The 12,135-nt window shown below is 59.2% G+C and carries 10 protein-coding genes; 5 read left to right on the forward strand and 5 right to left on the reverse strand.

Annotated features, from left to right (window positions below):
- Positions 1-144 precede the first annotated feature (144 nt).
- Entirely contained in the window at positions 145-1,701 is a 1,557-nt protein-coding gene (ahpF, locus tag RVM27_RS14970) for an alkyl hydroperoxide reductase subunit F (protein WP_062359154.1), read from the reverse strand.
- A gap of 184 nt (positions 1,702-1,885) precedes the next feature.
- Entirely contained in the window at positions 1,886-2,449 is a 564-nt protein-coding gene (gene ahpC / locus RVM27_RS14975; RefSeq protein ID WP_026001768.1) for an alkyl hydroperoxide reductase subunit C, read from the reverse strand.
- 360 nt (positions 2,450-2,809) lie between these two features.
- Between ahpC and RVM27_RS14980 the strand changes: the two genes are divergently transcribed.
- The 4 genes from RVM27_RS14980 (at position 2,810) to RVM27_RS14995 (ending at position 6,971) form a co-directional block, all read left to right on the forward strand.
- The gene (locus tag RVM27_RS14980; RefSeq protein WP_498956909.1) at positions 2,810-3,913 is read left to right on the forward strand and encodes a polyamine ABC transporter substrate-binding protein; all 1,104 of its coding nucleotides are present in this window, start codon (positions 2,810-2,812) and stop codon (positions 3,911-3,913) included.
- Between the two features lie 94 nt (positions 3,914-4,007).
- Positions 4,008-5,189, forward strand: coding sequence for an ABC transporter ATP-binding protein (locus tag RVM27_RS14985; protein WP_230478335.1), 1,182 nt, complete (start codon positions 4,008-4,010; stop codon positions 5,187-5,189).
- A gap of 31 nt (positions 5,190-5,220) precedes the next feature.
- A complete protein-coding gene (locus tag RVM27_RS14990) occupies positions 5,221-6,132 on the forward strand; it encodes an ABC transporter permease subunit (RefSeq protein ID WP_039181044.1) in 912 nt (303 codons plus the stop codon).
- Complete coding sequence (locus RVM27_RS14995) at positions 6,129-6,971, forward strand: ABC transporter permease (RefSeq protein WP_498956910.1); 843 nt, start codon at positions 6,129-6,131, stop codon at positions 6,969-6,971. Before RVM27_RS14990 ends, RVM27_RS14995 begins: the two co-directional genes overlap by 4 nt.
- A 7-nt stretch (positions 6,972-6,978) precedes the next feature.
- Here the strand turns inward: RVM27_RS14995 and RVM27_RS15000 are convergent, their stop codons facing one another.
- Positions 6,979-7,188 carry a zinc ribbon domain-containing protein gene (locus RVM27_RS15000; RefSeq protein ID WP_039181041.1) on the reverse strand — a complete coding sequence of 70 codons (210 nt, stop codon included), beginning with the start codon at positions 7,186-7,188 and terminating at the stop codon, positions 6,979-6,981.
- Between the two features lie 125 nt (positions 7,189-7,313).
- Here RVM27_RS15000 and RVM27_RS15005 point away from each other — a divergent pair, with 125 nt between their 5' ends.
- Positions 7,314-7,742 carry a DUF3617 domain-containing protein gene (locus RVM27_RS15005; RefSeq protein ID WP_016914416.1) on the forward strand — a complete coding sequence of 143 codons (429 nt, stop codon included), beginning with the start codon at positions 7,314-7,316 and terminating at the stop codon, positions 7,740-7,742.
- A 97-nt stretch (positions 7,743-7,839) separates the two neighbouring features.
- Here RVM27_RS15005 and RVM27_RS15010 read toward each other — a convergent pair whose 3' ends face one another.
- Both RVM27_RS15010 and RVM27_RS15015 read right to left on the reverse strand, forming a co-directional pair.
- On the reverse strand, positions 7,840-10,980 hold the full coding sequence (locus RVM27_RS15010; protein ID WP_498956911.1) for an efflux RND transporter permease subunit: 3,141 nt from the start codon (positions 10,978-10,980) through the stop codon (positions 7,840-7,842).
- On the reverse strand, positions 10,980-12,044 hold the full coding sequence (locus tag RVM27_RS15015) for an efflux RND transporter periplasmic adaptor subunit (protein WP_287806809.1): 1,065 nt from the start codon (positions 12,042-12,044) through the stop codon (positions 10,980-10,982). The genes RVM27_RS15010 and RVM27_RS15015 overlap by 1 nt, the downstream gene beginning before the upstream one ends.
- Positions 12,045-12,135 lie beyond the last annotated feature (91 nt).

Consider the following 12,135-nt stretch of genomic DNA (forward strand, 5'->3'; position numbering starts at 1 on the left):
CACGACATTCACGCACGACTCTCACACAGCGCCTGCGCATAAAAAAGCCCGCAGGGAGGCGGGCGCGACGTCACGGTCTTCACGTCAAAGGGAACGAACTCAGTAGGGCGGCGCTGCCGCCCTATCAGCCAGTCATCTAGCAGATTAGTTACGAATCAGATAATCGAAGGCGCCCAGCGACGCTTTGGCACCTTCACCCATCGCAATAATGATCTGCTTGTAGGGCACGGTGGTGACATCGCCAGCGGCGAACACGCCGGGCACCGAGGTCATACCGTGGGCATCGACGATGATCTCGCCACGGGGTGACATTTCAATTGGCGAGCCTTTCAGCCACTCGGTGTTAGGCACCAGGCCAATCTGTACAAAGATGCCTTCCAACGCGATGCTCTTCACTTCATCGGTGTTGCGGTCTTTATAAGTTAGGCCATTGACGCGGCTGCCGTCGCCGGTCACTTCGGTGGTTTGGGCATTTAGCACGATGTCGACGTTAGGCAGGCTCTTCAGCTTCTTCTGCAGTACGGCGTCGGCGCGCATTTCACCCATAAACTCAACCAGCGTTACGTGGCCGACGATGCCAGCCAAGTCGATAGCGGCTTCAACGCCGGAGTTACCGCCACCAATCACCGCGACACGCTTGCCTTTGAACAGCGGGCCGTCGCAGTGGGGGCAGTAGGCAACACCTTTGTTGCGGTACTCTTGCTCGCCGGGCACGTTCATCTCACGCCAGCGGGCACCGGTGGCCAGTACCAGAGTTTTGCTCTTCAGCTTCGCGCCAGACTCAAAGGTCACTTCGTGCAGGCCGCCTTCGGCTTCTGCTGCTTTGAACGACGTAGCACGTTGCAGATTCATCACGTCGACTTCGTATTCTTTAACGTGCTCTTCAAGTGCGCTGACCAGCTTGGGGCCTTCGGTGTGGGTAACAGAGATAAAGTTCTCAATACCCATGGTGTCGGATACCTGGCCACCAAAGCGCTCGGCGGCAACACCGGTGTTAATGCCTTTACGTGCGGAGTAGATGGCTGCCGCTGCACCTGCTGGGCCGCCGCCAATCACCAGCGTATCGAAGGCAGCTTTTTCACTCAGCTTCTTGGCTTCACGCTCGGCAGCGCCAGTGTCCACTTTGGCCAGAATCTGCTCAAGGGTCATGCGGCCCTGGTCAAACGGCTTGCCGTTTAAGTAGATGCTGGGCACGGACATGATTTCGCGCGATTCGACTTCATCCTGGAACAGCGCACCGTCGATAGCGACATGACGCACGTTCGGGTTGAAGATCGCCATCAGGTTCAGCGCCTGAACTACATCCGGGCAGTTCTGGCAGGAGAGCGAGTAGTAGGTCTCAAACAGCATCTCGCCGTCGAGATCCTTGATTTGATCTAACAGCTCTTGAGAGGTCTTTGGTGGGTGACCACCGACTTGCAGCAGTGCCAGTACCAGCGAGGTGAACTCGTGGCCCATGGGGATGCCTGCAAACACCACGCCGGTCTCTTCGCCGGGGCGGTTAATCGCAAACGACGGGGTACGGCTATCTTGCCCGTCGGTATGCAGGGTAATTTTATCGGTGAGGCTGCTGATGTCTTCCAGCAGGCCCAGCAGCTCACGTGACTTGGCACCGTCATCGAGGGACGCAACGATCTCGAAGGGCTGAGTCACTTTTTCCAGATACGCTTTCAACTGATTCTTTAAATTGGCGTCCAGCATGACAGTGGTTCCTCGCAGTCAGCAGTAGAACGTTCTCGACCAGGCACGCCAGCCTTGGGTGTGGTAAGGGGCAAGCGTGTGGGAAAACAGGGATGCGTTAACAGGGTGCTGAAAAAAAGACACCCGGGGCATGCCCGGGTGTGGTGCTGCCGACCGACACGAGTCGAGTCGGCAACGGTAGGCGTCAGATCTTGCCTACGAGGTCCAGAGACGGGGCCAGAGTCTCTTCGCCTTCTTTCCATTTGGCCGGGCATACTTCGTTCGGGTTGGCGCGAACGTACTGGGCAGCCTTGACCTTGCGCAGCAGCTCTTCGGCGTTACGGCCGATGTTGCCAGCGTTGATTTCGACGATCTGGATCTTGCCATCGGGGTCGACAACGAAAGTGCCGCGCTCGGCCAGACCGGCTTCTTCGATCAGCACTTCGAAGTTGCGAGAAATCTGCAGGGTCGGGTCGGCAATCATCGGGTACTGGAGCTTGCCAATGGTCTCGGAGCTGTCGTGCCAGGCCTTGTGAGTGAAGTGAGTGTCGGTAGAGACGCTGTAGATCTCGACGCCCAGCTTCTTGAAGGCTTCGTAGTTGTCGGCCAGATCGCCAAGCTCCGTGGGGCATACGAAGGTGAAGTCGGCGGGGTAGAAGAAGAAGACAGACCACTGACCTTTCAGGTCCGCTTCAGTCACGTCTACGAACTCGCCGTTCAGGTAAGCAGTCGCTTTAAACGGTTTTACTTCGGTATTGATCAAAGACATTGAAAACATCTCCGCAGTGAGTGAATGGTAGTTGGAAAAGTTGTTGCTGATATTAGCGAACTACGACTAATAGCTAAAATTGGAAAAAATGATGCTGCCAATAGCCAGTCTCTATGTTTGCTCGCGCCCATGGATGTGGGGTCGCCAGTGGTGTAATGCAAGAATTTTTCACTTGTACTTGCGATAGAGAGCGCTGCACCGCAAAATTCGCACGGTCAGGATAATGGCCTAAGCTGTTTCTCAGCAGCGGCAAATGAGTCAAAGAGGTATCGGCGTCAGCGCTAACCGTTGCCAGGCCCGGCGCGCCTGTTCGACGGGCACTTTCAAGACAAGTGGACTTTCGAGATAAGGAGTAGCTAGATGGGGAACATCCCAAAACGTTCAGTGGCCGTTACGGCAATCGCTTTTGCCGTAGCGGCCACCGCTGCCCACGCCAATGAAGTGCGGGTATATAACTGGTCCGACTACATTGCGCCGGAAACGCTGGAGAAATTCACCGAGCGCACCGGTATCTCCGTGACCTACGATGTCTACGACAGTAACGAGATCCTCGATGCGGCGCTGCTGTCTGGCCGCTCGGGCTACGATGTGGTCGTACCCTCCAACTACTACTTTACCCGTCAAGCCAGAGCGGGGGTGTTCCAGCCCCTCGACCACGAGCAGCTGCCCAACTTCGAAAACCTCAACCCGGAGTTGATGGCCAACCTGGAAGCCATCGATGAGGGCAGCCAGTACTCCATCCCCTACATGTGGGGCACCAATGGCATTGGCTACAATGTCGAGCGAGTGAAGGAGATTCTCGGTGACGATGCCCCGGTGGATAGCTGGGCACTGCTCTTTGATCCGGAAATTACCGCGGCTCTGCATGCGGCCGGTTGCGGCATCTCCATGATGGACTCGGCAGACGAAATGCTCTCGCCGGCCATTGCCTACTCGGGCGGCGACCCGCTGAGTGAAAACCTGGAGGACATCGAAACTGCCGGGCAAGTGATTGCGGCCGTACGCAACCACGTCACTTACTTCCACTCTTCGCGCTATATCTCTGACCTGGCCAATGGTGAGATCTGTGTCGCCGCTGGCTACTCGGGCGACGTGTTCCAGGCAGCAGACCGAGCTGAAGAGGCGGGGCGTGACTTCACCATCGCTTACAGCATCCCGAAAGAGGGCGCTGCGCTGTGGTTCGACATGATGGCCGTGCCGGCCGATGCGCCTAACCCCGAGAACGCCCATGCGTTCATCAACTTTATTCTCGACCCGGAAATTGCCGCCGAGATTAGCGAGTACGTTAGCTACGCCAACCCCAACCTGGCCGCGAACGAGTTCCTTTCCGAGGAGCTGCTGAATGACCCTGCGGTTTATCCGGATGCAGACGTCATGCAGAACCTGTACGTTCAGGCGGAAAAGCCGCAGGACGTGCTGCGTGCGCGTACTCGTATCTGGAACCGCGTCAAGTCTGGTCGCTAAACCGACCCTTGTCTGACAGCGAGCCGGGCAGTTGCCTGGCTCGCTGTTCGTCTTTTATCGCCCGGCTTCTCGGGCCTTTTGATGGGAGTGGCGAATGGTCACTACGCCCCTGTCGAACGACACTTCATCCTCGTCATCTGCCATTCCCCCGTCGCTGAGACCACAGGGAAAGGCACCCCGTTTTGCCGAGGATATCGTGTTGGAAGTCAAACGCCTGAGCAAGCGCTTCGATGACGCGCTGGCGGTGGATGACGTGAATTTGCAGGTCAAACGCGGCGAAATCTTCGCCCTGTTGGGGGGCTCGGGGTCTGGCAAGTCGACCCTGCTGCGCATGCTGGCGGGCTTCGAGACGCCGAGCGAGGGTCGCATCCTGCTGAGTGGCGAAAACATTACCGACATGCCGCCGCACAAGCGCCCAATCAACATGATGTTTCAATCCTATGCGCTCTTTCCGCATATGACGGTGGCGCAGAACATCGCCTTCGGGTTGAAACAGGACAAGCTGCCCAAGGCGGAAATCGAGGCGCGGGTAGCCCAGATGCTGAAACTGGTGCATATGGAACGCTTTGCCAAGCGCAAGCCGCATCAGCTTTCTGGCGGCCAGCGCCAGCGGGTGGCCTTGGCGCGCTCATTGGCCAAACGGCCCAAGCTCTTGCTGCTGGACGAGCCCATGGGCGCCCTCGACAAGAAGCTGCGCACGGAAATGCAGCTGGAAGTGGTTGAGATCATCGAACAGGTAGGCGTTACCTGCATCATGGTGACTCACGATCAGGAAGAGGCCATGACCATGGCGGATCGCGTGGCGATCATGGCCGATGGCTGGATCGAGCAGGTGGGCTCTCCGGTCGATATCTACGAAAGCCCCGCTAGCCGCATGGTGGCTGAATTCGTCGGTACCGTGAACGTGTTCGAAGGGGAGATCATCGAGGACGCGGCCGACCATTGCCGCATCGCCAGCCCCTCGCTTTCAAGGCCTATCTATCTCGATCACGGGATCACCACCCAGGCGGTGGACCGTCGAGTATGGGCGGCCCTACGCCCCGAGAAAATCTGGCTGACCCGTGAACAGCCAACCGGCGAATACAACTGGGAGGCTGGCAAGGTGGACGACATTGCCTATCTGGGGGGGTATTCGCTGTATTACGTGCGCACGGCCTCGGGCAAGCTGATCAAGGTGAGCATGGCCAACACGGAGCGTCGCGGTGATCGTCCCACCTGGGAGGATAGCGTTTATGTTTACTGGGAAGATCACAGCGCCATCGTGTTGAATCGCTGATGATTCGGTCTCTTGAAGGAGATTGCCTACCATGATGCCATCTGGCTTTACCGGCATGATCAAGCGTATGAAGCTGGGACGGCGTGCGGTGATTGCGTTCCCGCTGGCCTGGCTGACGCTGTTCTTTTTGCTGCCGTTTGCGTTGGTGCTCAAGATCAGCCTTTCCGAAGGGGCGATTGCCATTCCTCCCTACGGACCGCTGGTCGAGTATGCCGATCAAACCCTGAGTATCTTTCTGAATGTCGGCAACTATCTGTTCTTGCTGACCGACTCGCTGTATGTCGCGGCTTACTGGGGCTCCATCAAGACGGCATTTACCGCCACGGTGGTGTGCTTGCTGCTCGGTTATCCCATGGCCTATGCCATGGCCCGAGCCCCGGGGCGCTGGCAGTTGATTCTGCTGCTGCTGGTGATGCTGCCCTCCTGGACGTCGTTTCTGATCCGCGTGTATGCGTGGATGGGCATACTCAGCAACAATGGCCTGATCAACAATCTGCTGCTGAGCATCGGCCTCATCGACTCGCCGCTACGCATGATGAATACTCAGTTTGCGGTCGTCGTGGGCATCGTGTATGCCTACCTGCCGTTCATGGTGCTGCCGCTGTATGCCCATCTGACGCGTCTGGATACGTCATTATTGGAAGCGGCCTCAGACCTGGGGTCGCGTAAAGTGAATACCTTCCTGAAAGTCACTTTGCCGCTTTCCATGGGGGGCATCGTGGCGGGTTCCATGCTGGTATTCATTCCTGCGGTGGGTGAGTTCGTGATCCCCGAGCTGTTGGGAGGGCCTGACACCCTGATGATCGGCAAGGTGCTTTGGGAAGAGTTCTTCCTGAATCGTGATTGGCCGGTGGCTGCGGCGCTGGCGATGGTCATGCTGTTGCTGTTGTTGATCCCGATCGTATGGTTCCACCGTTACCAGTCACGGGAGCTCGAACAATGATGACTTCCTCTCGGCGCCCCAGCTTTACCACGGTGATGCTGGTGCTTGGCCTGCTGTTTCTCTATCTGCCGATGTTCGTGCTGGTGTTCTACTCGTTCAACTCATCGCGCCTGGTGACGGTGTGGGCGGGTTTCTCGACTCATTGGTACGGCGAGCTGTTCCGTGACCGGCAGATTCTCTCGGCGGTATGGACCAGTCTCAAAATCGCCTTTTTCGCTGCCAGCATGGCGGTGTGCCTGGGCACGGTGGCCGCCTTCGTGATGACCCGCTATGGCCATTTTCGAGGCAAGACGGCGCTTTCCAGCATGGTGACGGCACCACTGGTCATGCCCGAAGTGATCACCGGGCTTTCCCTGCTGCTGCTGTTCGTGCAGATGGCGCAACTGATCGGCTGGCCCGCTGACCGGGGGATGGCGACGATATGGATTGCCCACACCACGTTTTGCAGTGCCTATGTGGCCGTGGTGGTGTCGGCGCGGCTCCGGGAACTGGAACGCTCCATCGAAGAAGCGGCCATGGACCTTGGCTCGCCGCCGGTCAAGACGTTCTTCTGCGTGACGCTGCCGGTCATTGCACCAGCACTGGCGGCAGGCTGGCTGCTGGCGTTCACGCTGTCGCTGGATGATCTGGTGATCGCCAGCTTCGTGTCAGGCCCCGGAGCCAATACGCTGCCCATGGTGGTGTTCTCCTCCGTGCGCATGGGCGTATCTCCCAAGATCAACGCGTTGGCGACGCTGATCATTCTGACCGTTTCGTTGGCGACGCTGCTGGCGTGGTACTTCATGCGCCGCAGCGAGGCCAAGCGGGTGGCTCAGATACAGCAGGCTGACGCGGCCTGAGCATGGCTCACAAGACGTCGTCGTCTCTACCCGTGATGACGGCGTCGAGTTCACCTGTGAAAGGCGATACCACCACCTGCAGTCGTATCGGCGCGCAACACTGATGGCAGTCTTCCCAGGTATCATGGCTGCCCTGAGATGTGTCGATCACGAAGGTCAGCGGCGTGTCGCAGTAAGGGCAATAAAAGTCGTGAGGAACCAGCGCGTCGTCATGCATGGCGGTTGCCCTGCCAGGTGAAAAAAGGATATCCAGTGTAACAGCCCTGCCTGGGGCGGGCACAAGCGGAACGAATCAGGTAGGATATGAGCGGGTTTGCCCAATTAACCTAGTGAGAAAAAACGATGATGAAACGTCACATGGCAGTAGCGGCCTTATTGGCCTTCCCGATGGTCGCTCTGGCGGAAACACCCAACGTAACGCCTGGCGAGTGGGAGTTCGTCAGCGTAACCAGTATCAGCGGTGACATGCAGATTCCCGACCAGACGGAAACCGAGCGTCAGTGCATCACCCAGGAAGAGCTGGATGGCGCAGAGTTTGGCTTCATTGAAGAAGAAGAAGGCTGCGAGCTGCAGCACCAGGACATGAACGCCGATGGTCTTTCGTACAGCATGGTGTGCCGTGCTGAAGGCGGCGAAGCCAATATCGATGGTGAAATGCGCTTCATGGGAGAGCGTATCGAAGGTAGCGTGGACATCTTCACCCAGTCACCCATGGGCGAATTGACCATGAACACCGTGATCGAAGGCGAGCGCATCGGCGACTGCGAGTAACCGTACGCACTGCTTTAACGATCTTCAGCAGCGGTTTTCAACAACAAGGGCGCCTTTTGGCGCCCTTGTTGTCTGTCTACTCGGTAGAAGAGGTTGCCTAGCGCTCGGGCGTAGCCAGCGGTTCGTGGTCGGCCTCCGGCGCATTGGCAATTTCTTCTTCCAGCTGCCGCTTGACGGCGCCTGGCGAGCCTGAGTAGCGTGCCAGCAAGTCGTAGGCCACCGGCACCACGAACAGCGTAAACACCGTGGCCGCGCCGACCCCCGCCATGATCACCGTGCCAATTACCAGGCGAGACTCTGCGCCAGGGCCACTGGAAACGATCAGCGGAATCGCCCCGGCCATGGTGGTCACCGCCGTCATCAGGATGGGCCGCAGGCGGGTCACCGACGCTTCGATCAGGGCCGAACGAAAGGCCTGACCCTCATCGCGCAGCTGGTTGGCGAACTCGACGATCAGGATGCCATTCTTGGCCGCCAATCCTATCAGCAGCACCAGCCCCACCTGACTGTAGATATTCAATGACTGGCCGGTCAGCAGCAGGGCCAGCAGGGCGCCACTCATGGCCAGCGGCACCGTCAGCATGATCACGAAGGGGTGAATCAGGCTCTCGAACTGGGCGGCAAGCACCAGGAATACCACCACGGCGCCAAGCACCAGCAGAAAGGTCGTCGCCCCGCTGGCCTGCTGGAAGTCTCGAGAAGGGCCTGCCAGATTGGTCTGCACTTCTTCTGGCAAAATGGTGTCTGCGGTCTCCTGCAGGTAGGCCAGCGCTTCACCCAGTGGGTAGCCATCGGCCAGGTTGGCCTCGATGGTAATGGCGCGCACGCGATCGAAGCGGTTGAGCGTGCTGGCGCCAGCGAAGTCAGAGAGTGTTACCAGGCTGGCCAGCGGAATCAGCTCACCGGACCGCGCGGAGCGCACCTGGATGTTGTCCAGCGCTCGCGGGCTGTTTTGGCGGCCACGGTCGCCTTCCAGAATCACATCGTACTCTTCGCCGTCATCCACGTAACGGGTCACGTTGCGCCCACCGAGCAGCACCTCCAGCGTACGGCCTATTTCCGTGACGGTGACCCCCAGCGCGGCGGCCCGTTCGTAGTTGATGTCGACCCTGAGCTGCGGCTGGGTTTCGTTGTAGTTGCTCTCTACGGCGGTCAGGCGCGGGTTGTGCTCGCGAATATGGTTGACCAGCGTATCCCGCCAGCTGGCCAGCTCCTCGTAAGTGCCACCCCCCAACACGAACTGGACCGGTTTCTGGGTGCGTTGACCAAACCCCTGGCGCATGACCGGGAAGGCCTGGACTCCAGGCAGGGACCCCAGAGTGTGACGCACGTCTGCCATGATCTCCCAGGCGCTGCGGCGGCTGCCCCAGTCGGCCATGTTGACGATGATGAAGCCGCTGTTGAAGTTTTCGATATTGCCGAACCCCCGCGGAGCCCTTACTACCACGCGCTCCAGCTCACCGCTATCGACGAAGGGTGTCAGGCGTGCTTCGATTTCATCCATGTAATCCATCATGTAATCGAAGGTGGCGCCTTCGGGCCCGTTGACCAGCACGATGAAGTTGCCCCGGTCTTCTTGAGGGGTGTACTCGCTGGGCAGTGCCGAGGCCAGCCAGGCAGTGCCCGCCACCAGAAGCGCAAACAAGGCCACCACTACCCATTTGAATGCCAGCACGACTTCCAGCGCACGCTGGTAACGTTTCCGAGCACCGTCCAGCAGCCACTGGACCCCTTGGCCAATGCGACTATCGTGCATCCCCGGCTTGAGGATCTTGGAAGCCATCATGGGGGTCAGGGTCAGGGCCAGCAGCGTGGAGATGACCACCGCGGCGGCCATGGTCAGTGCAAATTCGGAAAACAGTCTGCCGATATCGCCCTGAAGCATACTCAGGGGCACGAATACGGCTACCAGCACGAGGGTCGTGGCAATGACCGCAAAAGCGATCTGTCGAGTGCCGCGGAAGGCCGCCACCAGCGGCGTTTCACCGTAATCGTGCATGCGGCGGTTGATGTTTTCCAACACCACGATGGCGTCATCGACGATCAGGCCAATGGCCAGTACCAGTGCCAGCAGCGTCAACAGGTTGATCGAGAAATTCATGGCAGCCAGCGCGGTGAAGGCGCCAATCACGGCGATGGGGACGGTCACGGCAGGCACGATGGTCGTTCGCAGGTTGCCCAGGAACAGGAAAATCACGATGACTACCAGGCCCATGGCGATGAACAGCGTCATGACCACCTGGTCGATGGCACCCGACACGAACACCGAGGCGTCGTAGTTGAGCGTCAATGACATGCCCTCGGGCAGGGTGCCTTGCAAGCGCTCCAGCTCCTGCTGCACCGCTTCGGAAAGCTCCACCACGTTGGCGGTGGACTGCATGATCATGCCTAGCCCCACCATGGGCACGCCGTTGGCACGAAACACCGAACGGTCTTCTACCGAGCCCACTTCCACTCGGGCCACATCGGCCAGACGAATCAGGTGCCCGTTGCTGCCCTGGGTAACCGCCAACCGCTGAAAGTCATCGGCGGTGGCGAAGTTGCGCGGCAGCCGTACGATGAACTGGCGATCATCGGACTCGATGGAGCCGGCGGGCAGCTCGACGTTTTCGGCGCGCAGGGCATCCTCGATATCACCCACGGTGAGGCCTCGTGCTGCCAGCGCGTTGCGGTCCAGCCAGACACGCATGGCATAGTCGCGGCCACCGCCCACGCGCACCCTGGCTACCCCCGGCTGCACCGACAGGCTATCTACCAGAAAACGGTTGGCGTAGTCGGTGAGCTCGGTGATCGAGTAGTCCGCCCCTGAGAGACTCAGCCAGATGACGATTTCATCGCTGCTGTCGGCCTTGGTGACTTCAGGGTTGTCGGCATCATCGGGTAGGTTGCGCAAGGCACCCGATATACGGTCGCGCACATCGTTGGCCGCCGCGTCGATATCCATGCTGATGGCAAACTCGATCTGGATGCGTGATCGTCCATCTTCGCTCTGGGAGGTAATCAGCTCGATCCCTTCTACCCCGGCGATACGATCTTCCAGCACCTGGGTAATGCGGGTTTCGACCACGCTGGCCGAAGCACCGGGGTAACGTGTATCGATGCTGACGACCGGTGGGTCGACCGTGGGGTACTCCTGCAGCGGCAGGCGATTCAGCGCCAGCAGGCCGAAGGCCACGATCAGCGCGGCGATGACCATGGCCAGCACCGGGCGCTGTACGGAGATGTCGGATAAGCGCATCAGCGGTCAGCCTCCAGCAGGGTACGGATGCTGGTCTCTTCATCGGTGATGCCCAGTAAACGTACCTGCTGGCCATCTCGTGCCAGCTGCAGACCGTGTACTGCCACCAGTTCGCCATCTGCCACGCCTTCGAGCACTTCCACTTCGCCACTGCGACGCTCACCCAAGGCGACCTCTCGGCGCTCCAGGCGATGCTCTCCTTCCTCCTCGTGAATGACCATCACGAAATGGCGATTGCCGCTCGGCTCGATAGCGGCTTCAGGCAGTACCAACGTATTGCGCACGCGTTGCTGCACGACGACCTCCATCAACATGCCGGGGCGCAGGCGCAGCTCTGGGTTGGCCAGCTCGGCCCGCACACTGATACTGCGAGACACCGGGTCGATACGGGTACCAATACTGGCGATTTCACCGCGGAAGACATCATCCGGGTAGGCGGCGGTGGTCGCGCTCAGCGCCAGCCCTGCCGACAGGCGGCCCAGAAACACTTCCGGTACGGTAAAATCCAGTTTCATGACATCCAGCTTGTCGAGGGTCACCAGCTCCATGCCCGGGGTCACCAGTGCGCCAGCGCTGACATTACGAAAGCCGACGCGACCACTGAACGGTGCCACTACCTGATAGTTGGCCAGGCGTGCCTCTAACGCCTGGACATCGGCTTCTGCCTGCCTCAACCGCGCTTGGGTATCTTCCAGTTCGGCGCGGGGGGCCAAGTTGCGTTCCTGAAGTTGAGACGTTCTGCCCACCGCGTTACGGCGCTCATCGGTGATCGCTCGTGCTGCCCTCAGCAGCGCCTGCTCCTCGGCATCTTCAAGGCGTATCAGCAGCTCGCCCTGTTCGACCTGGGCACCATCTTCGAAGGTGATTTCGGCAATGGTATCGGTCACGGTGGCTGATAGTGTGACGCTCTCGTCGGCACGCAGGGTGCCCAGGGCTTCTAATGGGTCGGACCAGGCGCTGGCTGTGGCGTAGTGACCGATCACGGGTGGTGGGGTTTGTGCTATGGCGTATGGCGGCAAGGCGGCCAGCAACAGACAGCAGAAGAGGCGTTTGTAAACAAGCATTGGCGTCTCAACGTAAACAGAGGTGACCTGCATTATCCTGAAATCGACTGCCGTGATAAGGGCAAATGGCAAGATAGCGGAATGCAAAGAT

Origin of the sequence: Halomonas sp. KM007 (genome assembly GCF_050709225.1) — a bacterium.
Lineage (GTDB): Bacteria > Pseudomonadota > Gammaproteobacteria > Pseudomonadales > Halomonadaceae > Vreelandella > Vreelandella hamiltonii.